The organism is Pseudomonas sp. EYE_354 (assembly GCF_023148575.1).
Classification (GTDB): Bacteria; Pseudomonadota; Gammaproteobacteria; order Pseudomonadales; family Pseudomonadaceae; genus Aquipseudomonas.
In genome coordinates, this window is sequence record NZ_JAHXNQ010000015.1 from 17,077 (window position 1) to 41,972 (window position 24,896).

Genomic DNA, 24,896 nt, shown 5'->3' on the forward strand with positions numbered 1-24,896 from the left:
GTGTCGAGGGACCTATGGACGATCCAGCCAACAACAAGCCACCGAGTTTCTGGCAGATGCTGCACAGCGTGGTGGCCGCCGCCTTTGGCGTGCAAAGCGGCAAGAACCGCGCCCGCGACTTCACCCACGGCAAGCCCAGTCACTTTGTGATCCTGGGCGTCCTGTTCACGCTGGTATTTGCCTTGACGCTGTTCGGCATCGTCAAGCTGGTGCTGCACCTGGCCGGCGTCTAGCGCAGCAGCAGACTTAGGCTGAAGGGGTAACGGTAGGATGCCGGCTTGCCTTGGGCGGACAACGCGCGAAAGTTCACCGCTGGGGGCGGCCCCAGCAAGCGACGCGCCTGGGGTGGATTGATCAACTGGAATAACGCCCGCGGGCGGTCGCGCCCACCGTGGGCGCCGATATCCAGGCCCTTGGCATCATCATGGATCAGCACCATGGCCCACCCACCCACGGTAAAATGCCCGGCGACCAGGCTCGACAAGCGCCCATCCAGGCGCGCCTCAAGGATCTCGGGCGAGCTGTTAACGGCGCTGAACAGCGTGCCCTTGCCCGGTGTTCGGCCGCTGTCCTGAAGCGCCTGCATGGCGCCCAGTGCCATCTGATCATTGGCCGACCACACCAGCGCAGTGTGCGGATAGCGCTTGAACAGCAGGGTTGCCTGCTCCAAAGCGCGCGCACGGCTCCACTCCCCGTAGACTAACTGACGCAGGCGCACCTCGGGATGCTCGGCCAGGGCTCGGCGCATGCCCTGCTCACGCAGTTGCGCGACCGGGGTGGTCTTGATACCGGAAAACGCCAGCAGATCAAGGGTGTCGCCCGGCGCAACGGGGCCGTGCTGACGCAGCATATCAATGAGCATCAGGTAGCCGGCCTGTTCATCATCGGCGACCAGCGCGCCGATCACATCGATGCCGCTGCGGGCGCCCAGCACCTGCGTCTGGTCAGGGGTCAGCGCGCTGTTCACCAACAGCAGCCTGACCCCGCTGCCCTGGGCCATGCGCAGGATCTGCGGCGCTACGTATTGCTCATTGGCCACCACCAGGTAATCGGGACGCTGACGGCCTTGCAGCGCCTCGCGCGCCTGTATCAGGGTGTTTTGACTGTCGCGCTCGGAATAACGCACACGCAGGTCAAGGCCGAGGTCCCTGGCGGCGGCCTGCATGAACTGCGTATAGCTGACCCAGAAGGTTTCCGTCGACATGCCGGGGTTGAGAAAGAGCACTGAGGTCGCATGGGCGATGGCGCCATACGTCATCCCCAGTGCACACACGCACGTCATCAAAACCTTCAGCATGGTTGTTTGAGCCTTGAAAATTGGCCGCCATGATAATGGCAGTCGGACAACCAATCGAGGCTCAATCAACGTCCTTTATTGATGGCTGACCCAGAACACGGCTGTGCCGACCACCAAGATAATCAAAAACAGAATGGCCCAGGCGTCCACGGTACTGTCGGGTTTACGGGCTTTTGTCGGATTGCTCATCGCATCGCCTCTTGTCGGTTTTATAGGTGATTGCACAAAGACACGAGCACAGTAAAGTCCAGGATTGCCCGCATGACAAATGTGGTTACTCCGATAACCGTTCTCATTAGTCATTTTGGTTATTTGCATATACTCAAACATCACTTTTGCGCATAAACGCAAACTGGTATCGTGCGCCGGCTCCGTTGGGAGTGCGCGGCCGTGCGCGCAGATTTGCCGAGAACAGGACCTATATGTACGTATACGACGAATACGATCAGCGCATCATCGAGGACCGCGTCAAGCAGTTCCGTGATCAGACCCGACGCTACTTAGCAGGTGAACTGAGCGAAGAAGAGTTCCGCCCTCTGCGCCTGCAAAATGGCCTGTATGTTCAGCGCTTTGCGCCGATGCTGCGGGTGGCAGTGCCTTATGGCCAACTGACTTCGCGCCAGACGCGCATGATGGCCAAGATTGCCCGCGACTTCGACAAAGGCTATGCCCACATCAGTACGCGCCAGAACGTGCAGTTCAACTGGCCAGCCCTGGAAGATGTGCCGGACATTCTGGCTGAATTGGCCACCGTGCAGATGCACGCCATTCAGACCAGCGGTAACTGCCTGCGCAACGTGACCACCGACCAATTCGCCGGCGTCGCTGCCGACGAACTGATCGACCCACGCCCCTGGTGCGAAATCATCCGTCAATGGACCACCTTCCACCCGGAATTCGCCTACCTGCCGCGCAAGTTCAAGATCGCCGTCAATGGCTCGACCTCGGACCGTGCAGCGATCGAAGTGCACGACATCGGCCTGGAGCCGGTGTACAACGCCGCCGGCGAACTGGGCTTTCGTGTACTGGTCGGCGGCGGCCTGGGCCGTACACCGGTGGTGGGCGCGTTTATCAACGAGTTCCTGCCGTGGCAGGACCTGTTGAGCTACCTTGACGCCATCCTGCGGGTCTACAACCGCTATGGCCGTCGTGACAACAAGTACAAGGCCCGGATCAAGATCCTGGTCAAAGCACTGACCCCCGAGGTGTTCGCCCAGAAAGTCGACGCCGAAATGGAACACCTGCGTGGCGGCCAGACCACCCTGACCGAAGCCGAAGTGCATCGCGTGGCCAAGCACTTCGTCGATCCCGAGTACAAGGCCCTGAGCAATCAGGACGCGGAACTGGCGGCACTCGACGCGCAGCACCCAGGCTTCGCCCGCTGGCGCACCCGCAATACCCTGGCGCACAAAAAGCCGGGCTATGTGGCTGTGACCCTGTCGCTCAAGCCCACCGGTGTTGCCCCTGGCGATATCACCGACAAGCAACTGGACGCCGTCGCCGACCTGGCCGAGCGCTACAGCTTCGGTCAACTGCGCACGTCCCACGAGCAGAACATCATTCTCGCGGACGTGGAGCAGAACCAACTGTTCACCTTGTGGGGCGAGCTGCGCGAAGGTGGTTTCGCCACGCCGAACATCGGCCTGCTGACCGACATCATCTGCTGCCCGGGTGGCGACTTCTGCTCCCTGGCCAACGCCAAGTCGATCCCGATTGCCGAATCGATCCAACGCCGTTTCGACGACCTGGACTACCTGTTCGATATCGGCGAGCTGGACCTGAACATTTCCGGTTGCATGAACGCCTGTGGTCACCACCACGTCGGCCACATCGGCATTCTGGGCGTGGACAAGAAAGGCGAAGAATTCTACCAAGTGTCCCTGGGTGGCAGCGCCAGCCGCGATGCGAGCCTGGGCAAGATCCTCGGCCCGTCCTTCGCCCAGGAAGCCATGCCGGAGGTGATCGGCAAACTGATCGATGTGTACATCGAACAGCGCACCGAAGATGAGCGTTTCATCGACACCTATCAGCGCATCGGCATTGACCTGTTCAAGGAGCGCGTCTATGCAGCGAATCATTAAGAACAACGAAATCGTCGACGAAACCTGGCACCTGCTGCCCAAGGACGCGAGCTTCGATGGCATCTCCAACTGCGACGACCTGATCGTGCCGCTGGCGCTGTGGCGCGAACACGCCCACGCCCTCAAGGCCCGGGATGGCGGCCTGGGTGTGTGGCTCGACGCGGATGAAGAAGCTGAGGAAATTGGCGAAGACGTGGCGCACTTCCAGGTCATCGCCCTGAACTTCCCGGCCTTCACCGACGGGCGCAACTACTCCAACGCACGTCTGCTGCGTGACCGCTACGGCTACAAAGGCGAGTTGCGCGCCATTGGTGACGTGCTGCGCGACCAGTTGTTCTATCTGCATCGCTGCGGGTTCGATGCCTTTGCCTTGCGCGCCGACAAAGATCCGTATGAAGCACTCGAAAGCCTCAAGGACTTCTCGGTGACGTACCAGGCGGCAACGGACGAACCGCTGCCGCTGTTCCGTCGTCGCTAAGCCCCGGCGTCTGAAAAAGCCCTGGTATGCCAGGGCTTTTTTACGCCTGGATTTTGATCGAAGCCAACACCTGCTTCTGTCCCGCGGAGCACGGCACGCCTTCAGGCTGCGCCCGCACCGCGTCAATCACGCTCAATAACTGCGCCTTGTTATGGGCCAGTTGTGCCTGCATCGCTTCGATCTGCGCCACCTTACGCTCCAGCGCGTCGATCAGCTCTTCGCGTTTGTGCTCGCCTGGCGCCGGCATCAACGCCTTGAGCTCCTGCAGGCTGAACCCCGCCTGTTGCGCGCTTTGAATCAATTGCAGGATCTGCAAGGCCTCAGGTGCGTAACGCCGATAGCCGTTGGGCATACGCTCGACCTGGTTGATCAGCCCTTCGGCCTCATAAAAGCGGATACGCGACGCCGCCAACCCGCTCTGTTTTGCCAGCTCACCAATATTCATCGCCATTCCCGCTTGACATTAAAGTTAACTTTAAGCTTAGCCTGAGGCCTCCCCCGCTCAGGAGTCAATCCATGTCACCTTTTGAAGCCCTGCAACTGCCCAATGGCCAAGTCATCGCCAACCGCATCGCCAAGGCGGCGATGGAAGAAAACATGGCGGACCTTGATCAGGCGCCTTCCCGTGCGCTCAAGCAGTTGTACAAGACGTGGGCCGAAGGTGAACCCGGCCTGCTGATCACCGGAAACGTGATGATCGACCGCCGCGCCATGACCGGCCCCGGCGGCGTAGTCCTGGAAGACGAACAGCACTTGGAGAGCTTCCGTGAATGGGCCGATGTGGCCCGAGGCAAAGGCGTGCACTTTTGGATGCAGCTCAGCCATCCGGGACGCCAGACCATGGCCAACTTGGGTCAGCAAGCAGTGGCGCCCTCAGCCGTTGCCCTGGACCTGGGTGGATTTTCCAAGATGTTCGCCAAGCCCAAGGCCATGCGCGAAGACGATATCCAGGAGGTGATCCAGCGCTTCGCCACCAGTGCGCGCCTGGCCGAGAAGTCGGGCTTCACCGGTGTGCAAATCCACGGTGCCCATGGCTATCTGCTCAGCCAGTTTCTGTCACCCCTGAGCAACAGGCGCACCGACCGCTGGGGCGGCCCCCTGGAAAACCGCGCACGCCTGTTGCTGGAGGTCATCCGCGCCGTACGCGCCAGCGTCAGCCCGTCGTTTTGCGTATCGGTCAAACTCAATTCGGCGGATTTCCAGCGCGGCGGTTTTGATGAAACCGACTCGCAGGCGGTGGTCGAAATGCTCAACGCGCTGCCCATCGACCTGCTGGAGTTGTCCGGCGGCAGCTACGAAGCCCCGGCCATGCAAGGCGAAGCGCGGGACGGCCGCACCCTGGCCCGCGAGGCGTACTTCCTGGCATTTGCCGCGCAAATGGCCAGCATCGCCACCCTGCCCGTAATGGTCACCGGCGGCATACGTCGTCTGCCGGTCGTGCAGCAGGTTCTCGACAGCGGCATCGCCATGGCGGGCATTGCCACGGCCTTGACCCTGGAACCGCAATTGATCAAACACTGGCGCGCCGGGCGCGACCTCAACCCGCAGTTGGCACCCATTGACTGGAAGCGCAAACCGTTGGCCTCACTCGCCACCCTTGCTGTGGTGCGTGACCAGATGCGTCGCCTCAGCCGTGGCCGCCTGCCCAACGCCAAGACCGCTCCCTGGCTGGCGCTGGTGCGTGACCAATGGTTCATCGCACGACGCACCCGGCAATACCGTGCGGCCATGACGCAATCTTCACATTAAAGACGGAGCATTCGCCGTGATCGAACTGTCCCCTACTGATCAGCAGTTTTTAACATCACTGACGATTGGAGTGCTTCATGGCGAAAATCAACCTGGCTCAACAACTGGCGACCACCCTTGAACAGGCGGGCATCAAGCGCATCTGGGGCTTGACCGGCGACAGCCTCAATGGCCTCACCGACGCGTTGCGCAGCATGGACAGCATCGAGTGGATGCATGTGCGCCACGAAGAAGTCGCCGCCTTCGCCGCCGGAGCCGAAGCGGCCGCCACTGGCGAGCTGACGGTGTGCGCCGGCAGTTGCGGGCCGGGCAACCTGCACCTGATCAATGGCCTGTTCGACTGCCATCGCAACCATGTGCCGGTACTGGCAATTGCCGCGCAGATTCCGTCCTCGGAGATCGGCCTCAACTACTTCCAGGAAACCCACCCCCAGGAACTGTTCAAGGAATGCAGCCACTTTATCGAGCTGGTGACCAACCCCGAACAAATGCCTCAGGTGCTGCACCGCGCCATGCGCTCGGCGATCCTCAATCGCGGCGTGGCGGTGGTGGTGATTCCAGGGGACGTGTCGCTGCTGGAAGTTGAAAAAACGCTCAAGCCCTGGCCGGCCCTGCACGCGCCGCGCACGCTACCGGCGCAAGCCGATCTTGAGCTGTTGAGCGAAATCCTCAAGAGCAGCGAGAAAGTCACCCTGCTGTGCGGCAGCGGTTGCGCCGGTGCCCACGCGCAGGTGGTAGCCCTGGCCGATACGCTCGGCGCGCCCGTGGTGCACGCGCTGCGCGGCAAGGAACATGTGGAATGGGACAACCCGTTCGACGTGGGCATGACCGGCCTGATCGGCTTCAGCTCCGGCTATCACGCCATGCTCGATTGCGACACGCTGATCATGCTCGGTACCGACTTCCCCTATCGTCAGTTCTACCCCACCGACGCCAAGATCATCCAGGTTGACCGCAACCCGCAGGCGCTGGGGCGTCGCGCCACCCTGGACCTGGGCATCGCCGCCGACGTGAGCGAAACCATCGACGCCCTGCTGCCGCGCCTGACGCGCAAGACCGACCGCAGCTTCCTGGAGACCTCACTCAAGCACTACGAAAAAGCCCGCCAAGGCCTCGATGATCTGGCGCAGCCCTCCAAAGCCAACCGGCCGATCCATCCACAGTATGTGGCGCGCTTGCTCAGTGAGCTGGCGGACGAGGATGCGATCTTTACCGCCGATGTCGGCTCGCCCACGGTGTGGGCCGCGCGTTACTTGAAGATGAACGGCAAACGCCGCCTGATCGGTTCGTTCAACCATGGTTCCATGGCCAACGCCATGCCCCAGGCCATCGGCGCGCAAGCGGCGTTCCCGGGACGGCAGGTGATCTCCATGTCGGGCGACGGCGGTTTTGCGATGTTGATGGGCGACTTCATCTCTCTGGCACAGCTGAAACTGCCGGTCAAAGTCATTGTGTTCGATAACTCATCCCTGGGCTTCGTGGCCATGGAAATGAAGGCCGCAGGTTACCTGGATGCCGGCACCGAGCTGAAAAACCCGGACTTCGCGGCCATGTCCAATGCCATGGGCATCCTCGGTATTCGGGTGGAGCAATCCGAAGATCTCGAACCGGCGTTGCGCCGTGCCCTGGCCCATGACGGGCCGGTGCTGGTGGACGTGGTGACCGCCACCCAGGAACTGGTGATGCCGCCGAGCATCAAGCTGGAACAGGCCAAGGGGTTCAGCCTGTACATGCTCAAGGCGGTAATGAGCGGGCGCGGTGATGAGGTGATCGAACTGGCGCGTACGAACTGGCTGCGTTGATCTGAAAAACCGTGGGAGCACCTCCGCTCCCACGGTCTGGCATAGGCGAGGGTCAGCCCTTGTGTTTTTCCACCCACTGCCCGTAGGCATCGATGAACGCCTGCAAAAACGGCCTGGTCTTTTCCGACAGCTTGCCGGACTCATCAAACACGTTACCCGCGCCGCCCAGGTACGCTTCCGGTTGCTGCATGCACCACACATCCAGGAACACCAGGGACTGGCGCAAGTGGTGGTTGGCACCAAAGCCGCCAATGGCACCCGGCGACACGCTGATGATCGCGCCCGGCTTGGCGCTCCAGGCACTTTGCCCGTAAGGGCGCGAACCCACGTCGATCGCATTCTTCAGCGGCGCCGGTACCGAGCGGTTGTATTCCGGGGTCACGAACAGCACTGCGTCGGATGAACTCACCTGCTGACGGAAAGTACTGTAGGCTGCCGGCGGTGAAGCACCGTCGATGTCTTCGTTATAGAGCGGCAGATCGCCAATTTCGACAATGTTCAATTTCAGGTTGGCGGGGGCCAGTTCGGCCAATGCCAGCGCGACTTTGCGGTTGATCGACTCTTTTCTCAAGCTGCCAACCAGGACGGCAATCGTGTAGACCTTGCTCATTGAGGTTTTCCCGACGTCTGATTAAAGGAGCTGTTAGTTATAGAGGCTTCGCGGCAGGTTCACCAGCAGGTTTTGAGATTCCTCCCGGCATTTATCCCGCGCTTCAATGCGTAGGAAGCGTCTCAAAAAACCAACGAATAGTATTTTTTTTGCGTAGGCAAACTACCTCTCTTTATGACGGTCTACACAACGGTATATCGAGTGTTTATCTCCAGAGGTTCTAAACAGATGGCAGCAGTACTTGTCGGACAGTTCCATGCCAGAGACGCGGAAGGTCGCGTGTATTCAGTGCATGAGTTCCAGGAATCCAACCCGGCGCAAGGCGACCTGGCTGGCTCGGCGCCCACCACTACCTACAAGCTGGCCATTGGCGACCGTGTAGAAAAACTGGAAGGCGATGAATTCAAACTGATTCAATCCGGGACGATTCTGGTCCGCGAATCGCAAACGACCCTCGCCTCATAAGATCGCGCCCCAATGACCTGCTCAGTCCTGGCCATTGACGGCATCGACTGGGCTGGCGTGATCAAGGGCTGCGGATCTCCGTGACTTCGATCCCCTGCTCACCCCGCTTGAGCGTGACCATCAAGCGCCCCCGCTCGCCGTCCACGGCGTACATCGAGCGCGTGTAACCCGATGTGTTGTACGCGGGATACGCCTCCACCTGTCTGACCAAGGTAATACCCAGCACCGCCCCCACCTGTTCGCCTACCTGTTCCTGGGAACGGATAAAGGCTTCAAGTGCCAGGTTTTCCGGATTGGTTTCGTCAGGGTTGCTCAACAGATAAGCAGCCGCACAGCCGACGGTCACCAAGACCGCAAGTTGCTTGGCCGTTACCCCGAATAAGTGCGAGGGAATCGGCATATGGATCAGACCTGTTTTTGTTGTATGTGCCGGTAAACGGCATTGGTCGCTAATGATCAGACGAGCCATTCTAGTGAGGTCGTGGCCGAACGCCAGCGACAGAGGCGACCCACACAGTCTTTTTTGCGCACAATCGCCTGCGCCATTGAATCCCCCACGCGCTGCACATAGACTCCGGCGATGCGTTTACGTCATCTCGAAGTGATTCAGGCCATCTTGCAGACCGGACACCTCGGCACGGCCGCCGAATGGTTGCAACTCCCCGTGGGCGATGTGGACACGGCGCTCAAAGAGGCCGAGTTGCAACTGGGCTTTATGCTGTTCGCCAGTGTGCGCGGGCGCTTGCAGCCGACCCGGGAAACACTGGCGTTGCAGGCCGAAATCGCCGGTGTGTATGAAGCGCTGGAGCCCGTGCAGCGCCTGGCCAGCCGCCTTAAACACCATCACGCCCCCACGTTACGCGCGCTGTGCACCCCGCCGCTGGCCAATCAGTTGCTGCCGCAAAGCATTGCGGTGCTGCGCCGGCGCTTCCAGGACACGCCGTGCAACCTGTCGAGCCAGCCAACCCGGGACATCGTCAGAAGCCTGTTGCTGCATGAGGCCGACGTGGGCCTGAGTCTGCATGATCCGGAGCACCCGCAAATCCTCGGCAGCGTGCTGGCTCAGGGCAAACTGCAAGTACTCGCCCCCCACGGCTGGCTCAAACCCAGGCAAAAGTACATTGCGCTGCAAGACCTGGCCGGGCAGTCGATGATCGGGCTGGAGGGCCATGACCCGCTGAGTCGCCTGCTGGATGCCAAACTGCAGGCCTTGCGCCCGCTGCCGGTGGTGCAGACGCGGGTGCAGACCTACCAGATGATGCGCAGCATGGTGGAAGCGGGAGAAGGCCTGGCGATTGTCGACCCGTTCACCGCGTGCGGCGCACGCGAGGCCGGGCTGGACGCCTGCCCGGTGTCGCCGCCGATCATGGTCAGCCTGTATGCGCTGACGCTCAGGGATGGCGCGACCTCACCCGCCTTGAATGCGTTGCTGGAGATTGTCACGCAGAAGGCTGAAAGCCTGTTGCTGGGTTAAGCCTTGTTGACGTCGCTCTTGAACAGCCGGTACCAGAAGATCGCCACTTCGCGGGTCTGCGGGTCGATGCCGCGATAGCGCAGGTGGTCGATCCCGCCCATCACGTAACCGCAACGCTCGTATAAACGGCATGCCCCAAGGTTATTGTTCTGGGTTTCGAGCATCATGCCCGGCAGGTTTTTCTTGCGGCTCCAGAACTGCGCTACATCGAGTAACGCCTTGGCCACACCGTGGCGCCGCGCGGGCAACGCCACGGCCAACTCATCCACATGGGCAAACCCGTTCCAGTTGGTGCTGACCACCACGTGCCCCACCGGGCGGTCGTCCAGGTAGGCCATGAAAATCGCACTGTCTGGCGCATCACGAAAGCTGGCGAACTCCTCCGGGTCAATCCCATAGCACTTGCGGTACGGCACGATGCGCTCCACCGGCCACTGGTCGACGCGCGCGCCCATCTGCGGCACACCATAGGCGCTGACCTCAAAACTGAAGTCATTGCCCCACACGTAGGCATCAAAACCTTCGTCGGCGACCCTCACACTGAGCCCTGGATACTTCGGGTTCATTACAGCTTGCATAAACTTCCTTAAGCCTTGATGCAATCAACGGTGTAACAACGACCACTGCCGTCATCTTCGTGTTGTAAGCCGTGAACATCGGCGACAAAACCGGGGAAACTGCTGTCGAACGTGCGGGCAAATGCCAGGTAGTCGATGATCGATCGCGTCGACTCGGTGAAGCGTTCACCCGGCATGATCAACGGAATGCCCGGCGGATAGGGCACCAGCATCACCGCTGCGATGCGCCCAGGCAACGCATCAATCGACACGGCCTCCACCTCGCACCTGACCATCTGATCGTAGGCATCGGCCGGTTTCATCGCAATCTCCGGCAACACTGTGTACATCCGTTTAAGGTGCTTGGCGGTGGCGTTGCTACGGTAACAGCTATGCAGTTGATCGCACAGGTCGCGCAGCCCCAGACCCTGATAGCGCGACGGCCCTTGGGCGAACACTGAGGGTAGACAACTGGCCAGGCTGACATTCGCGTCGTAGCTGCGCTTGAACTCCAGCAGCTCGGTGAGCAAGGTGCTCCATTTGCCTTTGGTGATGCCCATCGAGAACAACACCAGAAAGGAATACAACCCGGTCTTTTCCACCACCAGCCCGCGCTCCCAAAGGAATTTACTGACCACCGCAGCGGGAATCCCGCAATCGCTCAAGGCCCCGCCGGCGTTGAGACCGGGCATCACCAAGGTGACTTTTATCGGGTCGAGCAACACGTAGTCTTCGGCCACATCCCCAAAGCCATGCCAGTCATCCTGTGGTTGCAGCAGCCAGTCCGCTGTGACAACACGGTCGATGCCGGCCACCGAGGGCGGCTGCCAGATGGAGAACCACCAGTCCTCAGCGGCGATATGCTGGCGCAGATTGGCCAGCGCACGGCGAAAGCTCAGGGCTTCGTCGAACATTTCCTGCAGCAACGAACGCCCGGCCGGGCCTTCCATCATGGCCGAGGCCACATCCAGCGAGGCGATGATGCTGTATTGCGGCGACGTGGAGATGTGCATCATGAACGCTTCGTTGAAACGATCGCGGTCCAGTTGGCGCGCGCCACCGTCCTGCACATGGATCATCGAGGCCTGGCTGAACGCAGCCAGCAGCTTATGGGTGGAGTGGGTGGTGAACACCAGCGGGCTGTCCGGGGTACGCGAGGTGCCCATGCCGTAGCGCCCGGCGAAGAACTCATGAAACGCCGCGTAGGCGTACCAGGCTTCGTCAAAGTGCAGCACCTCGACGCTGTTGCCCAATTGCTGCTTGATCAACTCGGCGTTGTAGCACAGGCCGTCGTAGGTGGAATTGGTGACCACGGCCAGTTTGACTTTCGGCGCACGGCCACGGGTCAGCGGGCTCGCCTCGATCTTGGCGCGGATCGAGTCGGGGCTGAATTCGCTCAGGGGAATCGGGCCGATAATCCCCAGTTCATTGCGCTCCGGGCACAGGTACAACGGGATCGCGCCGGTCATGATGATCGAGTGCAACACCGACTTGTGGCAGTTTCGGTCCACCAGTACCAGGTCGTCGCGGCCGACCATCGAATGCCAGACAATCTTGTTGGCGGTGGAGGTGCCATTGATCACGAAGAACGTGTGATCGGCGCCAAAATTAAGCGCGGCACGGGCTTCGGCCGCGGCCAAGGGCCCGGTGTGGTCCAGCAACGAGCCCAGCTCGGGCACCGATACGGATAAATCCGAACGCAGGGTATTCTCCCCAAAGAACTGATGAAACGCCTGCCCCACCGGGCTTTTGCGATAAGCCACGCCGCCGCCATGACCGGGGGTGTGCCAGGAATAATTGGAATCGGCGGTGTGCTGCACCAGGGCCTTGAAGAACGGCGGCAACAGGCCGTTCAGGTAAGTGCGAGCGGCCCGCGCCACTTGCCGGGCCAGAAACGGCACGGTGTCTTCAAACAAGTAGAGAATGCCGCGCAGCTGGTTGAGTTCGCTCATGGCATCGGCCGGAGCGTTTTCCAAGGTGACTTGCTCACCCAAGGCAAAGATCGGCAGGTTGGGCGCCCTCACCCGCGCCAGACGGATCAGTTCGACCATGTTTTGCAGCAGATGGGTATTTTCGCCGGCGCCTTCGGCGGCGATCAGCATGCAGGCCAGGCCGTGATGGGTGGACGCGACCAGCCGGCCCTCGGCGTAGTCCACCGCGCAGAAGATACTGAAGCCCTCCTGCTCCAACTCCCGCGCGATGCCGCGAACCCGGTCGCCAGCGACGGTGTCAGCCTTGATGTCGCGGTGCACGATAAGGACAGGGAACTTCAGGTCTTTATACATGAGGGCGTCTAGTCCTGAGGGCTATGCACTCAAGGGTAGAAGCTGGGAGCAGATGTGGCGAATGAAGATTTTGCCACCCCCCGAAATTACTGTTGGGTCAGTTGCGTCCACAGCGCCGGCGCACCGGCCGACTTGGCAATGGCTTCCAGGCGCTGCGCATGCTCGAGCATGTCCTGCTCGCTGGCACGGATGATGGTGGTGGGTCTGCGATCAGCCGGCAGGCGGCGGATTTCCGAAGGGCGATTGCCGGAGCCTTCTGCCGAACCACTGCCGTCGGACGCGTTGCCGGCCAGGGACAGACTGGTTTGCCCGCCGGTCATGGTCAGATAAACGTCGGCGAGAATCTCCGAGTCGAGCAAGGCGCCGTGCAGCTCACGGCCGGAGTTGTCGACGCCATAGCGTTTGCACAACGCATCGAGGCTGTTGCGTTGGCCCGGGTGGCGCTCACGGGCCATCATCAAGGTGTCGAGAATCGAGCAGTGCCGGGAAATGTCGGCTCGGTCGGTCTGCCCCATCAGGGCAAATTCATTGTTGATGAAGCCGACGTCGAACGCCGCGTTATGGATGATCAGTTGGGCGCCATTGATGAATTCGAAGAACTCATCGGCCACTTCGGCAAAACGCGGCTTGCCCTTGAGGAATTCGTCGGTGATGCCGTGCACGCCGATCGCGCCCTCGTCACTGTCGCGGTCCGGTTGCAGGTAGACGTGGAAGTGACGCCCGGTGAGACGCCGACCCATGAGCTCGACACAGCCGATTTCAATGATCCGGTGACCGTCGGTCACTGGCATGCCGGTGGTTTCGGTATCGAGTACAACAGATCGGATGGCCATCAGGGTTCAGCTCTCAACGGGGTGGTGTGCAGTGCGGTAGGCGTCAAAGGGCGCGATGTTAACACGTCGGTCGGGATCAGCTCTGCTTGTAGCCCCGCACTTCGTCCACGCCACGGTTGGCAAGCTGGTCGGCGCGTTCGTTGCCGGGGTGGCCGATGTGACCGCGCACCCATTTCCAGGTGATGTCATGGCGATTGCATTGCTCATCGAGCAACTGCCAGAGGTCGGCATTCTTGACCGGTTCCTTGGCCGCGGTTTTCCACCCGCGCTTCTTCCAGTTGACCATCCACTCGTTGATGCCCTTCATCACGTATTGCGAGTCGGTCACCAGCAGCACATTGCAGCGACGCTTGAGCTCTTCCAGACCGCGAATGGCCCCCATCAGCTCCATGCGGTTGTTGGTGGTATTGGCTTCGCCGCCCCACAGTTCCTTCTCGACACCCTTGCACACCAGCAAGGCGCCCCAGCCGCCAGGGCCCGGGTTGCCCTTGCAGGCGCCATCGGTGAAGAGTTCAACGCTATCGGTCATCGGTTACATCCATCAAAACAGGCGGGTCTGAAATCAAAAAAGAGGTGTTACGGTTCGCTTTGCTTGCGGTTGACCTTGGCCATCGGCATCGGCACCAGCTTGCCCATGGGTTGGCGCACTACCTGGCGCACCGGTCGCAGCCCGACCACGATCTTGCGCGCCACCAATAGATAGAAGCCACCTCCGGACAACTGCCAGGCGCCTGCGCGGCGTTCCCAGCCGGCCAGGCGGCCCTGCCACTTGGTCGAGGCAAGCGGCGGACGATAGCACCCGAAGCGGCGTTTCTCCAGCGCGAAGCCCAGCAGGTTCAGCCAGTCCGCCACCCGCGACGGCGAGATGCAGCGCGCCTGACCCAGGCCATCATGGGCGAACACATGGCGCAGGCCCCAACTGCTCCAGGGGTTGATACCAACAATCAGCAGATGACCACCCGGCCGCACGCTGCTCGCCGCTTCGCGCAGCAAACCGTGGGGTGACAGGCAGAAATCCAGGCCATGCTGCAACACCACTACGTCGGCGGCGTGCTCGCTCAATGGCCAGGCCTGTTCCTCGCAGACGATCTCCACACCCGGCAACGGCGCGCCGAGGCGCACATTGCGTTGCACCTGCGGTGCGGACGGCGGCGTCTGTGCGGAGGGGCCGTAATGCACCAGGTAACCGCCGAAGAAACGCCCCAGCTCGTCTTCGAGCATGCGTCGTTCTTCGTCCAGCAGAAATTGCCCGACAGGCCCGGACAACCATTCGCGGGCCGCGCCGATCAAGGCCAGCCATTCAGGATCGGCCTGGGCGAACGCTTTATCAGTCATTGCATTCTCCAACTCGCCTAGACGTTCTAAGATGCACCAATGTGTTCAGCTTGGCGAATCGAAGAATGATACAGATCAGTGCCCTGCCCGCCTTCACCGATAACTACATCTGGTTGTTACAGGATGCGCAGACCCGGCGCGTCGCCGTGGTCGACCCTGGCGACGCCGCGCCAGTACTGGACTGGCTCGAACAGCACCCGCAGTGGACCTTGAGCGACATCCTGATCACCCATCACCACCACGACCACGTGGGCGGTGTCGACCAACTGAAAACCGTGACAGGTGCCAAAGTGTATGGCCCTGCCAGCGAAAAAATCCCGGCACGGGACGTCGCCCTGCACGACAACGACCGTATTACTGTGCTGGGCTGGGACTTCGACGTTTATAGCGTGCCCGGCCATACCCTGGGCCACATCGCCTTTTATCACCAGGGTGTGTTGTTCTGCGGCGACACCCTGTTCGCCGCCGGCTGCGGCCGCCTGTTCGAGGGCACACCGGAGCAGATGCACAGCTCGCTGACACGTTTGGCCGCACTGCCCGCCGAGACGCTGGTGTACTGCACCCACGAGTACACACAAAGTAACCTCAAGTTTGCCCAGGCGGTGGAACCGCATAACGCCGATATCGCCGAACGGGTGGAAAACGTCCGCCAGTTGCGGGCTCGCGGCGAGATGACGCTGCCCTCCAACCTGGCCTTGGAGCTGCGCACCAACCCCTTTTTGCGTACCACCGAAACATCTGTTAAACAAAAAGCGGACGAACGGAATGGACGCGACAATCGGGCTGGGGCCGAGGTGTTTGCTAGCTTGAGGGCATGGAAAGATAAGTTCTAAGACGACGCGATCTGATACGTAATTTCTGAATGGTTGACCGGAACCAAAGCGCTTTCTAGAATCGCCCGACATTTTTGCCCGGAACTTACTTCCAGCCAATGTCGTCATCTATTCGTAAATCCAACCATTCAGACGCATTGACCCGCCTGGCTCAAGCTGTGGCGGTGGCTGTCTCCGCAACGCTGGCGGGCTGCCAATCAACAAATTTCGCCGCACAATCCACCGTGCAACCCAAACCCAATCTTGCCGCCAAGATCAAGCAAAAACCCATTTGGCTCTCAGAGAAGCCCACCCCCGAAGTGCCCCAGGATGTCTGGGAGCGCATGCGTCGGGGCTTTCAATTGCAGGACGACGTAGGCGTCAACCCGCGCATCGAGCAACAGCGCCTGTGGTTCGCCAGCAACCCGTCCTTTCTGGAGAATGCCGGTGAACGCGGCAGCCTCTACATTCATTACATCGTCGAACGCCTTGAAGAACGCAACATGCCCCTGGAGCTGGCGCTGCTGCCGGTGATCGAAAGTGCCTACAACCCAATGGCCTATTCGCGCAGCGATGCAGTCGGGCTGTGGCAGTTCATCCCCTCCACCGGCCGCTACTTCAACCTGCGCCAGACCCGTGCCTACGACGGCCGCCGCGACATCACCGCCTCCACCACCGCCGCCCTGGACTACCTGACCCGCCTGCACGATATGTTCAACGGCGACTGGCTGCTGGCGCTGGCCGCCTACAATGCCGGCGAAGGCACAGTGAGCCGGGCCATCGAGCGCAACGAAAAGCTCGGCCTGCCCACCGACTACTGGAACCTCCCCCTGCCCCAGGAAACCAAGGACTACGTGCCCAAGTTCCTGGCGCTGTCCCAGGTGGTGCTGGCCCCCGAGGCCTACGGCGTCAACCTGAACCCGATTGCCAACACACCTTACTTCGAAGTGGTGGAAGTCAAGCAAAGCATGGACCTGTCCCGGGTCGCCGCGCTGGCTGAAATCGACGAAGACGAGCTGTTCCAGCTCAACCCGGCGCTCAAGCAACGCACCACCCTGGATGGCCCGCAGCATCTGCTGGTGCCGAGTTCCAAGGCACAATTGCTCACCAGTACCCTCTCGACAATGAAGCCTGAAGAGCTGCTGGCGATGCGCCCGAAAAAACAGGTCTTCGACGAAGTCGAGACCGCACGGGTGGCCGGCCGTACCCGCACCTACAAGGTGCGCAGCGGCGATAACCTGACGCTGATCGCCAAGGCCAACAAGGTCGATGTGCATGACCTGCAACGCTGGAACCAGCTCAACGGCCAGGCCCTGAAGGTCGGCCAGACCCTGGTGATGCAGGACACCCGCCGCGCGGTAGCCAGCAGCAAGAAGCCGGTGCAGTACAAGGTCAAGAAAGGCGATTCGCTGTACATCGTCGCCAAGCGCTTCAATGTCGAGATGCAACATCTCAAGCGCTGGAATCCGCGCACCGGCCAGGCGCTGAAGCCTGGGCAGATGCTCGTAGTGTCCGGACCGCGCTGATCGGCAAAATCGTGCAAGCCCGCGAGCGGTGGTGGCGAGCGTGCTGAGGTCAGCAGGCTTGCCCCGCGCCGGGCAAGCCCGCTCACCCCGCAGGCGAACAAACCCGTGATTTACTGCCGTTTTCAAGATGCTTTTTCCAACCGGAACAAGCTGTTACTGTACCGACCATAAAGCCCAAGCCGCCTGGATCGGATCTCTGACTTGAAGCGTCCCCTCCTTCTACTAATAAGTCTGGTCTTGAGCTTTTCCGCTAACGCGACGATAACCGAGAGCCACGGTTATACGCAGTTCGGCGTGCTCAAGTACCCGGCCAAATTCACCCACTTCGACTGGGTAAACCCTGCAGCGCCGAAAGGCGGAACATTGCGGGTTATGGCATTTGGCACCTTCGATACCCTGAACCCTTATACCTTCAAGGGTTCGAGCCCGGTTTCCACCCCCAATTTCCTGCAATACGGCGTCAATGAGCTCAATGAGCCGCTCATGGTCGGCACTGGCCAGTACGCGCCCTCCGGTGATGAGCCGACCTCCAGCTACGGGCTGATCGCCCAATCGGTGGAATACAGCGAAGATCGCAGTTGGGTGGTATTCAATCTGCGACCGCAGGCGCGGTTTCACGACGGCAAGCCGATCACCGCCTATGACGTGGCGTTTTCCTACCGCACCCTGCTGACCGAAGGCCATCCGCAGTACCGCACCAACTTGCAGGAAGTGGCGCGGGTGGATGTGCTCAATCGCCACCGTATCCGCTTCGTCTTCAAGCGCGCCGGCAACCCGTTGCTGATCCTGCGCCTGGGCGAACTGCCCGTGTTACCCCAGCACTATTGGAAAAACCGCGATTTCAAGGCCACCACCTTCGAACCGCCGCTGGGCAGCGGGCCCTACCGCATCAGCAAGGTCACCCCTGGGCGCCAATTGGTGTTCGAGCGCGTCAAGGATTACTGGGGCAAGGACCTGCCGGTCAACCAGGGCTTCTATAACTACAACAAGGTCGAGGTGGAGTTCTACCGCGACAGCGACGTAGCGTTTGAAGCCTTCAAGGCCGGTGAATTCGACATCTACATCGAGCACCAGGCCAAGAACTGGGCCAATGGCTACAACTTCCCGGCGATAAACCGTGGCGAGGTGATCAAGGCACAGATTGCCCACCAGATTCCGACGCAGAGCCAGGGCCTGTTCATGAACACCCGGCGGCCGGCCTTCAGCCAAACAAAGGTGCGCGAAGCACTGGGGCTGATGTTCGACTTCGAGTGGACCAACCGCACCCTGTTCAGCAACGCCTACAAACGCACCTTGAGCTACTACCCCAACAGCGAGTTCGCCGCGACCGGCGTACCGGTGGGCCGTGAGTGGCTGATGCTCTCGCCGTACCGCGAGCAGTTGCCGGCCAACCTGTTCACCCAAGCATTCAGCCTGCCCCAGACCGACGGTCGCGGCATCCCCCGCGCGACCATGCGCCGCGCCCTGGCCCTGCTGGGTGAAGCCGGCTGGACACTCTCCGGGCAGCGCTTGCTCAACAAAGACGGCCAGCCGCTGCGCTTCGAAATATTGCTGGTCAACCCGAACTTGGAGCGCATCCTGCAGCCCTATGTCGAGAACCTGATCAGCATCGGCATCGACGCACGCTTGCGCACCGTCGACCGTGCTCAGTACAAGCAGCGCCTGGATCAGTTCGACTTCGACATGATCCTGATCACCCTCAACCAGACCTTGAGCCCCGGCCTTGAACAGTGGCAGTACTTCCACTCCAGCCAGGCCGCGATCAAGGGCAGTAAAAACTACGCAGGCATCGCCAACCCCATCGTCGATCACCTGCTCGAGCAACTGCTCGCGGCCCAGACCCGCGAAGAACAACTGGCTGCCGGCCGCGCACTGGACCGGGTGCTGCTGTGGCAGCACTACAGCATTCCCAACTGGTACCTCAACTATCATCGCTTGGCGTACCGCAACCGGTTCGCCTTTGTCACCACGCCGCCCTACAGCCTGGGCCTGAGCGCATGGTGGCTGAAAGCTTCGGAGAAAGCCCAATGATGTATTTGCGTACTTCACTGTTTGCCGGCCTGTTGCTGTGCAGCGCAGCCCAGGCGGCACCGCAGCATGCGCTGACCCTGTACAACGAGCCGCCCAAATACCCGGCCAATTTCAAGCACACCGACTACGTCAACCCGGACGCCCCCAAGGGCGGCACGTTCCGCGAATCGAGCCTGTCCGGCTTTGACAGCTTCAACCCATTTATCAGCAAAGGCGTACCCGCCGACAATATCGGCCTGATCTACGACACCCTGGCCACCCAAAGCCTGGATGAGCCGTTTACCGAATACGGCCTGGTGGCCGGCAAGATCGAAAAGGCCCCGGACAACAGCTGGGTGCGCTTTTATCTGCGGCCCGAGGCGCGTTTCCACGACGGCCACCCCATGCGGGCCGACGACGTGGTGTTCAGCTTCCAGACCTTGATCAAGGACGGCACCCCGCTCTACCGCACCTACTACGCCGATGTCGACGAAGTGATTGCCGAAGACCCACTGCGGGTGCTGTTCAAGTTCAAGCGCACCAACAATCGCGAATTGCCGCTGATCCTCGGCCAATTACCGGTACTGCCCAAACACTGGTGGGCCACCCGCGACTTCAGCAAGGGCAACCTGGAGATTCCGTTGGGCAGCGGCCCTTACCGCGTCGCCGAGGTCAAGGCCGGGCGCTCGGTGAGCTATGAGCGGGTCAAGGATTACTGGGGCAAGGACCTGCCGATCAACAAAGGCCTGTACAACTTCGATCGGCGCGTGACCGACTATTACCGCGACGCCACCGTTGCACTCGAAGCCCTCAAGGCCGGGCAGTTCGACTATTGGGCGGAGTTCAGCGCGAAGAACTGGGCAAATGCCTATAACGTGCCCGCCGTCGCGCAGGGCCGGCTGATCAAGGAAGAGATTCCCAACGGCAACCCCACCGGCATGCAGGGCTTTGTGTTCAACCTGCGCAAGCCCATGTTCCAAGATGTGCGGGTGCGCAAGGCCATCAGCCTGTTGCTCGACTTCGAGTGGAGCAACAAGCAACTGTTCAACGGTGCGTACACCCGCACCCGCAGCTATTTCGAAAACTCCGACATGGCCGCCACCGGCTTGCCCAGCCCCGATGAGCTGAAAATTCTCGAGCCGCTGCGTGACAAAATCCCGCCCCAAGTGTTTACCGAAGCCTTCGAGCCGGCCAAAACCGACGGCAGCGGCATGATCCGCACTCAGCAGCGCGAGGCTTACCAACTGCTGCAGGAAGCCGGATGGAGGATCGTTGACGACAAGATGGTCGACACCACCGGCAAACCGGTAACCATCGAATTCCTGCTGGCCCAGACCGAGTTCGAACGCATTCTGCTGCCGTTCAAGCGCAACCTGGCGGACTTGGGCATCGACCTGGTGATACGCCGGGTGGACGTGTCCCAATTCGTCACCCGCCTGCGTTCGCGGGATTTCGACATGCTGGTGGGCAGTTTCCCGCAATCCTCTTCGCCGGGTAATGAGCAGCGTGAGTTCTGGAAATCCACCAGCGCCGACAAGCCTGGCAGCCGCAATTACATGGGTCTGAAAGATCCGGCCGTCGATGAGTTGGTGGAGCAACTGATTGATTCCGACACCCGCGCCAGCCTGATCGCACACGCCAAATCCCTGGATCGCGTGCTGCAATTTGGCTACTACGTGATCCCCAACTGGCACATCAAAACCTTCCGCGTGGCCTACTGGAACAACCTGGGCCATCCTAAAGTGTCACCGCTGTACGACGTCGGCATCTCCACTTGGTGGAGCAAACCCAACGTACCTCCGGCCGTGGCCCCGGACACTCAAACGAGCGCCGATCCGGCGAGCGGAGGCGATTAAATGCTGGCCTATATTGTTCGCCGTCTGTTGCTGATCATCCCCACCCTGTTCGGGATTTTGCTGATCAATTTCATCATCATCCAGGCCGCCCCCGGTGGGCCCGTGGAGCAGATGATCGCCAAGCTCGAAGGCTTTGACGGCGCCAGCAGCCGCATTGCCGGCGGCGGTGCCGAAGTGGCGGTGGCCGGCTCCAGCTACCGCGGCGCCCAGGGCCTGGACCCGGCGCTGATCAAGGAAATCGAAAAGATGTACGGCTTCGACAAATCAGCGCCGGAACGCCTGTGGATCATGGTCAAGAACTACGCCCGGCTGGATTTTGGCGACAGTTTTTTCCGTGACGCCAAGGTCATCGACCTGATCAAGGAGAAAATGCCGGTGTCCATCTCCCTCGGGTTATGGAGCACGTTGATCATGTACCTGGTGTCGATCCCGCTGGGCATCGCCAAGGCCACGCGCCACGGCAGCCACTTCGATGTGTGGACCAGCTCGGCGATCATCGTAGGCTATGCGATCCCGGCCTTTCTGTTCGCCATCCTGCTGATCGTGGTGTTTGCCGGTGGCAGTTATTTCGACTGGTTCCCGTTGCGCGGGCTCACCTCCAACAACTTCGACGAGTTGAGCTGGGGCGGCAAGATCCTCGACTACTTCTGGCACTTGGCCCTGCCGATCACCGCGCTGGTGATCGGTAACTTCGCCACCATGACCCTGCTCACCAAAAACAGCTTTCTCGATGAGATCAACAAACAGTACGTGGTCACCGCCAAGGCCAAGGGCCTGACCAACCACCGCGTGCTCTACGGCCATGTGTTCCGTAACGCCATGCTGCTGGTGATCGCCGGCTTCCCATCGGCCTTCATCGGCATCTTCTTCACCGGCTCGTTGCTGGTGGAAGTGATTTTCTCCCTCGATGGCCTGGGCCTGATGAGCTTTGAAGCGGCGATCAACCGCGACTACCCGGTGGTGTTCGGTACGCTGTTTATCTTCACCCTGCTGGGGCTGATCGTAAAACTGATCGGTGACCTCACCTACACCCTGGTCGATCCGCGGATCGACTTCGCCAGCCGGGAGCATTGAGATGAACCTGTCCCCCCTCAATCGCCGCCGATTCGAGCGGTTCAAGGCGAACAAGCGTGGCTGGTGGTCGCTGTGGCTGTTCCTGGTGCTGTTTGTACTGAGCCTGGGCGCCGAGTTGATCGCCAACGACAAACCGCTGGCGGTGCACTACGACGGCGGCTGGTATTTCCCGGCGCTCAAGCGCTACCCGGAAACCACCTTTGGCGGCGAGTTCCCCCTGGAGGCCAACTACAAAAGTCCGTACATCCGTGAGCTGCTCAAGGCCAAAGACGCCTGGACGTTATGGGCGCCGATCCCGTTCAGCTACCAGAGCATCAACTACGACCTGAAAGTGCCGGCCCCCGCGCCGCCGTCTTCGGTGAACCTGCTGGGCACCGACGACCAGGGCCGCGATGTGCTCGCGCGGGTCATCTACGGGTTTCGTGTGTCGGTGTTGTTTGCCCTGACGCTGACCGTGCTCAGTTCGATCATCGGCGTGATCGCCGGGGCCCTGCAGGGCTTCTATGGCGGCTGGGTCGACTTGGCGGGGCAACGCTTCCTGGAGATCTGGTCCGGGTTGCCGGTGCTGTACCTGCTGATCATTCTCGCCAGCTTCGTGCAGCCCAATTTCTGGTGGCTGCTGGGGATCATGCTGCTGTTCTCGTGGATGAGCCTGGTGGACGTGGTGCGCGCCGAGTTCCTGCGCGGGCGCAACCTCGAATACGTGCGTGCGGCCAGGGCCCTGGGGATGCAGAACGGCGCGATCATGTTCCGGCATATCCTGCCTAACGCGATGGTCTCGACCATGACCTTCATGCCGTTCATTCTCACCGGCGCCATCGGCACCCTCACCGCCCTGGACTTCTTAGGCTTCGGCCTGCCGGCGGGTTCACCGTCGCTGGGCGAGCTGGTGGCCCAGGGCAAGTCCAACCTGCAAGCGCCGTGGCTGGGCATGAGTGCCTTTGCCGTGCTGGCGATCATGTTGAGTTTGCTGGTGTTTATCGGCGAGTCCGCTCGCGATGCCTTCGACCCGAGGAAATGAGATGAATCAGGACAATCTGATCGAAATCCGCGACCTCAGCGTCGAGTTCGTCACCGGCGAGCATCACCACCGCGTGGTCAACAACGTCAGCTTCGATATCAAGCGCGGCGAAACCCTGGCCCTGGTTGGCGAAAGCGGTTCCGGCAAATCGGTGACCGCCCACTCGATCCTGCGCCTGCTGCCCTACCCGCTGGCGCGGCATCCGAGCGGCACCATTGAGTACGCCGGGCAAGACCTGCTGACTCTCAAGGAAAAAACCCTGCGTCATATTCGCGGTAACCGTATCGCGATGATCTTTCAGGAGCCGATGACCTCGTTGAACCCCCTGCACTCCATCGAGAAGCAGATCAACGAAGTGCTGGGTCTGCACAAGGGCCTCACCGGCAAGGACGCCACCCGGCGCACCCTGGAACTGCTCGAACTGGTCGGCATCCCCGAACCGCATAAACGCCTCAAGGCCCTGCCCCATGAGCTGTCCGGCGGCCAGCGCCAGCGGGTGATGATCGCCATGGCCCTGGCCAACGAGCCGGAGCTGTTGATCGCCGATGAACCGACCACCGCCCTCGACGTCACCGTGCAGTTGAAAATTCTGGAGCTGCTCAAGGAGCTTCAGGCACGCCTGGGCATGGCACTGCTGTTGATCAGCCATGACCTGAACCTGGTGCGACGCATTGCTCATCGGGTGTGCGTGATGCAGCAAGGCTGCATCGTCGAGCAGGCGGACTGTGAGACTTTGTTCCAGGCGCCGCAACACCCCTACACCCAGGAACTGTTGGCGGCCGAACCCAGCGGTGGCCCGGCCGGCAATCCGGTGGGACCGCCGCTGCTGGAGGTCGATGACCTGAAAGTGTGGTTCCCGATCAAGAAGGGCTTTTTGCGCAGCACCGTCGATTACGTCAAGGCGGTCGATGGCATCAATTTCAGCCTGCCCCAGGGCCAGACCCTGGGTATCGTCGGCGAAAGCGGCTCGGGCAAATCCACCCTGGGCCTGGCGATTTTGCGCCTGATTGCCAGCAAAGGCGCGATTCGCTTCGAAGGCCAGCAACTGGACCGCCTGACGCAGCAACAGGTACGCCCCCTGCGCCGGGAAATGCAGGTGGTGTTCCAGGACCCCTTCGGCAGCCTCAGCCCGCGCATGTGCGTCAGCGAGATCGTCGGCGAAGGCCTGCGCATCCACAAGATGGGCACCCCGGCCGAGCAGGAAGCGGCGATCATCGCCGCGCTCAAGGAAGTGGGGTTGGACCCCGAGTCCCGCCATCGCTACCCCCACGAGTTCTCGGGCGGTCAGCGCCAGCGCATCGCCATCGCCCGCGCCCTGGTCCTCAAGCCACGCCTGATCCTGCTCGATGAACCCACCTCGGCACTGGACCGCACGGTGCAACGCCAGGTCGTGGAATTGCTGCGCAGCCTGCAGGCCAAATACAACCTGACCTACCTGTTTATCAGCCATGACCTCGCGGTAGTGAAGGCATTGAGTCACCAACTGATGGTGGTCAAGCACGGGCAAGTGGTGGAACAAGGCGATGCACGGCAGATTTTTGCCGCGCCACAGCACGCCTACACCCGCCAGTTGCTGGAGGCCGCTTTCCTGGTGCCGGCTTAGGGTCCGCCTTCGCCGCCCCTGCGCGCGT

The 24,896-nt window shown here is 61.0% G+C and carries 23 protein-coding genes; 14 read left to right on the forward strand and 9 right to left on the reverse strand.

Going from position 1 to position 24,896, the window contains the following annotated elements:
* The first annotated feature begins 14 nt into the window (after positions 1-14).
* A complete protein-coding gene (locus KZX66_RS20005) occupies positions 15-233 on the forward strand; it encodes a DUF2970 domain-containing protein (RefSeq protein WP_248082542.1) in 219 nt (72 codons plus the stop codon).
* Here KZX66_RS20005 and KZX66_RS20010 read toward each other — a convergent pair.
* A complete protein-coding gene (locus tag KZX66_RS20010; protein WP_248082544.1) occupies positions 230-1,297 on the reverse strand; it encodes an ABC transporter substrate-binding protein in 1,068 nt (355 codons plus the stop codon). The genes KZX66_RS20005 and KZX66_RS20010 overlap by 4 nt on opposite strands.
* Positions 1,298-1,719: 422 nt before the next feature.
* On the opposite strand from KZX66_RS20010, the gene KZX66_RS20015 reads away from it, so the two are divergent.
* A complete protein-coding gene (locus KZX66_RS20015; RefSeq protein WP_248082545.1) occupies positions 1,720-3,378 on the forward strand; it encodes a nitrite/sulfite reductase in 1,659 nt (552 codons plus the stop codon).
* A complete protein-coding gene (locus KZX66_RS20020; protein WP_248082547.1) occupies positions 3,362-3,856 on the forward strand; it encodes a DUF934 domain-containing protein in 495 nt (164 codons plus the stop codon). The genes KZX66_RS20015 and KZX66_RS20020 overlap by 17 nt, the downstream gene beginning before the upstream one ends.
* Positions 3,857-3,896: 40 nt before the next feature.
* Here KZX66_RS20020 and KZX66_RS20025 read toward each other — a convergent pair whose 3' ends face one another.
* Positions 3,897-4,301 carry a MerR family transcriptional regulator gene (locus tag KZX66_RS20025; protein WP_248082549.1) on the reverse strand — a complete coding sequence of 135 codons (405 nt, stop codon included), beginning with the start codon at positions 4,299-4,301 and terminating at the stop codon, positions 3,897-3,899.
* Between the two features lie 71 nt (positions 4,302-4,372).
* On the opposite strand from KZX66_RS20025, the gene KZX66_RS20030 reads away from it, so the two are divergent.
* Positions 4,373-5,605 carry an NADH:flavin oxidoreductase/NADH oxidase family protein gene (locus tag KZX66_RS20030; protein ID WP_248082550.1) on the forward strand — a complete coding sequence of 411 codons (1,233 nt, stop codon included), beginning with the start codon at positions 4,373-4,375 and terminating at the stop codon, positions 5,603-5,605.
* 77 nt (positions 5,606-5,682) lie between these two features.
* Complete coding sequence (gene poxB / locus KZX66_RS20035) at positions 5,683-7,407, forward strand: ubiquinone-dependent pyruvate dehydrogenase (RefSeq protein ID WP_248082552.1); 1,725 nt, start codon at positions 5,683-5,685, stop codon at positions 7,405-7,407.
* Positions 7,408-7,459: 52 nt separating this feature from the next.
* Here the strand turns inward: poxB and KZX66_RS20040 are convergent, their stop codons facing one another.
* Positions 7,460-8,017, reverse strand: a complete 558-nt coding sequence (locus KZX66_RS20040) for an NAD(P)H-dependent oxidoreductase (protein ID WP_248082554.1) — start codon at positions 8,015-8,017, stop codon at positions 7,460-7,462.
* 228 nt (positions 8,018-8,245) lie between these two features.
* Between KZX66_RS20040 and KZX66_RS20045 the strand changes: the two genes are divergently transcribed.
* A complete protein-coding gene (locus KZX66_RS20045) occupies positions 8,246-8,482 on the forward strand; it encodes a hypothetical protein (protein WP_016979714.1) in 237 nt (78 codons plus the stop codon).
* Between the two features lie 61 nt (positions 8,483-8,543).
* Here KZX66_RS20045 and KZX66_RS20050 read toward each other — a convergent pair whose 3' ends face one another.
* The gene (locus KZX66_RS20050; RefSeq protein ID WP_248082556.1) at positions 8,544-8,882 is read right to left on the reverse strand and encodes a hypothetical protein; all 339 of its coding nucleotides are present in this window, start codon (positions 8,880-8,882) and stop codon (positions 8,544-8,546) included.
* Between the two features lie 180 nt (positions 8,883-9,062).
* Between KZX66_RS20050 and KZX66_RS20055 the strand changes: the two genes are divergently transcribed.
* Positions 9,063-9,956, forward strand: coding sequence for a LysR substrate-binding domain-containing protein (locus KZX66_RS20055; RefSeq protein WP_248082558.1), 894 nt, complete (start codon positions 9,063-9,065; stop codon positions 9,954-9,956).
* Here the strand turns inward: KZX66_RS20055 and KZX66_RS20060 are convergent.
* The 5 genes from KZX66_RS20060 to KZX66_RS20080 all read right to left on the reverse strand — a co-directional run bounded on the left by KZX66_RS20060 (position 9,953) and on the right by KZX66_RS20080 (position 14,966).
* A complete protein-coding gene (locus KZX66_RS20060) occupies positions 9,953-10,534 on the reverse strand; it encodes a GNAT family N-acetyltransferase (protein ID WP_248082560.1) in 582 nt (193 codons plus the stop codon). The genes KZX66_RS20055 and KZX66_RS20060 overlap by 4 nt on opposite strands.
* An 8-nt stretch (positions 10,535-10,542) precedes the next feature.
* Entirely contained in the window at positions 10,543-12,798 is a 2,256-nt protein-coding gene (locus KZX66_RS20065) for an Orn/Lys/Arg decarboxylase N-terminal domain-containing protein (protein ID WP_248082562.1), read from the reverse strand.
* Between the two features lie 86 nt (positions 12,799-12,884).
* Positions 12,885-13,625, reverse strand: a complete 741-nt coding sequence (dnaQ, locus tag KZX66_RS20070; protein WP_248082832.1) for a DNA polymerase III subunit epsilon — start codon at positions 13,623-13,625, stop codon at positions 12,885-12,887.
* A gap of 82 nt (positions 13,626-13,707) precedes the next feature.
* Positions 13,708-14,160: a ribonuclease HI gene (gene rnhA / locus KZX66_RS20075; protein ID WP_003173571.1), complete on the reverse strand. Its 453-nt coding sequence runs from the start codon at positions 14,158-14,160 to the stop codon at positions 13,708-13,710.
* Between the two features lie 47 nt (positions 14,161-14,207).
* A complete protein-coding gene (locus KZX66_RS20080) occupies positions 14,208-14,966 on the reverse strand; it encodes a methyltransferase domain-containing protein (RefSeq protein WP_248082564.1) in 759 nt (252 codons plus the stop codon).
* Between the two features lie 65 nt (positions 14,967-15,031).
* Here KZX66_RS20080 and gloB point away from each other — a divergent pair, with 65 nt between their 5' ends.
* The 7 genes from gloB to KZX66_RS20115 all read left to right on the forward strand — a co-directional run bounded on the left by gloB (position 15,032) and on the right by KZX66_RS20115 (position 24,868).
* The gene (gene gloB / locus KZX66_RS20085) at positions 15,032-15,799 is read left to right on the forward strand and encodes a hydroxyacylglutathione hydrolase (RefSeq protein WP_248082566.1); all 768 of its coding nucleotides are present in this window, start codon (positions 15,032-15,034) and stop codon (positions 15,797-15,799) included.
* Between the two features lie 98 nt (positions 15,800-15,897).
* Positions 15,898-17,304 carry a lytic transglycosylase domain-containing protein gene (locus tag KZX66_RS20090; protein WP_248082575.1) on the forward strand — a complete coding sequence of 469 codons (1,407 nt, stop codon included), beginning with the start codon at positions 15,898-15,900 and terminating at the stop codon, positions 17,302-17,304.
* 201 nt (positions 17,305-17,505) lie between these two features.
* Positions 17,506-19,335 (forward strand): extracellular solute-binding protein, encoded by a 1,830-nt coding sequence (locus tag KZX66_RS20095; RefSeq protein ID WP_248082577.1) that lies wholly within the window; start codon positions 17,506-17,508, stop codon positions 19,333-19,335.
* On the forward strand, positions 19,332-21,170 hold the full coding sequence (locus KZX66_RS20100) for an extracellular solute-binding protein (protein ID WP_248082579.1): 1,839 nt from the start codon (positions 19,332-19,334) through the stop codon (positions 21,168-21,170). The genes KZX66_RS20095 and KZX66_RS20100 overlap by 4 nt, the downstream gene beginning before the upstream one ends.
* On the forward strand, positions 21,171-22,244 hold the full coding sequence (locus KZX66_RS20105; protein WP_248082581.1) for a microcin C ABC transporter permease YejB: 1,074 nt from the start codon (positions 21,171-21,173) through the stop codon (positions 22,242-22,244).
* A gap of 1 nt (position 22,245) precedes the next feature.
* Positions 22,246-23,265: an ABC transporter permease gene (locus KZX66_RS20110; RefSeq protein WP_248082583.1), complete on the forward strand. Its 1,020-nt coding sequence runs from the start codon at positions 22,246-22,248 to the stop codon at positions 23,263-23,265.
* 1 nt (position 23,266) lies between these two features.
* Entirely contained in the window at positions 23,267-24,868 is a 1,602-nt protein-coding gene (locus KZX66_RS20115) for an ABC transporter ATP-binding protein (protein WP_248082584.1), read from the forward strand.
* The last annotated feature ends 28 nt before the right edge of the window (positions 24,869-24,896 follow it).

Excerpts from the sequence above, each read along its gene's own strand:
- KZX66_RS20080 (WP_248082564.1), bottom strand. The coding sequence starts at position 14,966 with ATGACTGATAAAGCGTTCGCCCAGGCCGATCCTGAATGGCTGGCCTTG.
- KZX66_RS20030 (WP_248082550.1), top strand. The coding sequence starts at position 4,373 with ATGTCACCTTTTGAAGCCCTGCAACTGCCCAATGGCCAAGTCATCGCC.
- rnhA (WP_003173571.1), bottom strand. The coding sequence starts at position 14,160 with ATGACCGATAGCGTTGAACTCTTCACCGATGGCGCCTGCAAGGGCAAC.
- KZX66_RS20050 (WP_248082556.1), bottom strand. The coding sequence starts at position 8,882 with ATGCCGATTCCCTCGCACTTATTCGGGGTAACGGCCAAGCAACTTGCG.
- KZX66_RS20010 (WP_248082544.1), bottom strand. The coding sequence starts at position 1,297 with ATGCTGAAGGTTTTGATGACGTGCGTGTGTGCACTGGGGATGACGTAT.
- KZX66_RS20060 (WP_248082560.1), bottom strand. The coding sequence starts at position 10,534 with ATGCAAGCTGTAATGAACCCGAAGTATCCAGGGCTCAGTGTGAGGGTC.
- gloB (WP_248082566.1), top strand. The coding sequence starts at position 15,032 with ATGATACAGATCAGTGCCCTGCCCGCCTTCACCGATAACTACATCTGG.
- KZX66_RS20045 (WP_016979714.1), top strand. The coding sequence starts at position 8,246 with ATGGCAGCAGTACTTGTCGGACAGTTCCATGCCAGAGACGCGGAAGGT.
- poxB (WP_248082552.1), top strand. The coding sequence starts at position 5,683 with ATGGCGAAAATCAACCTGGCTCAACAACTGGCGACCACCCTTGAACAG.
- KZX66_RS20110 (WP_248082583.1), top strand. The coding sequence starts at position 22,246 with ATGAACCTGTCCCCCCTCAATCGCCGCCGATTCGAGCGGTTCAAGGCG.
- KZX66_RS20055 (WP_248082558.1), top strand. The coding sequence starts at position 9,063 with ATGCGTTTACGTCATCTCGAAGTGATTCAGGCCATCTTGCAGACCGGA.
- KZX66_RS20065 (WP_248082562.1), bottom strand. The coding sequence starts at position 12,798 with ATGTATAAAGACCTGAAGTTCCCTGTCCTTATCGTGCACCGCGACATC.
- KZX66_RS20040 (WP_248082554.1), bottom strand. The coding sequence starts at position 8,017 with ATGAGCAAGGTCTACACGATTGCCGTCCTGGTTGGCAGCTTGAGAAAA.
- KZX66_RS20115 (WP_248082584.1), top strand. The coding sequence starts at position 23,267 with ATGAATCAGGACAATCTGATCGAAATCCGCGACCTCAGCGTCGAGTTC.
- KZX66_RS20015 (WP_248082545.1), top strand. The coding sequence starts at position 1,720 with ATGTACGTATACGACGAATACGATCAGCGCATCATCGAGGACCGCGTC.
- KZX66_RS20020 (WP_248082547.1), top strand. The coding sequence starts at position 3,362 with ATGCAGCGAATCATTAAGAACAACGAAATCGTCGACGAAACCTGGCAC.
- KZX66_RS20105 (WP_248082581.1), top strand. The coding sequence starts at position 21,171 with ATGCTGGCCTATATTGTTCGCCGTCTGTTGCTGATCATCCCCACCCTG.
- KZX66_RS20025 (WP_248082549.1), bottom strand. The coding sequence starts at position 4,301 with ATGAATATTGGTGAGCTGGCAAAACAGAGCGGGTTGGCGGCGTCGCGT.
- KZX66_RS20090 (WP_248082575.1), top strand. The coding sequence starts at position 15,898 with ATGTCGTCATCTATTCGTAAATCCAACCATTCAGACGCATTGACCCGC.
- KZX66_RS20005 (WP_248082542.1), top strand. The coding sequence starts at position 15 with ATGGACGATCCAGCCAACAACAAGCCACCGAGTTTCTGGCAGATGCTG.
- KZX66_RS20100 (WP_248082579.1), top strand. The coding sequence starts at position 19,332 with ATGATGTATTTGCGTACTTCACTGTTTGCCGGCCTGTTGCTGTGCAGC.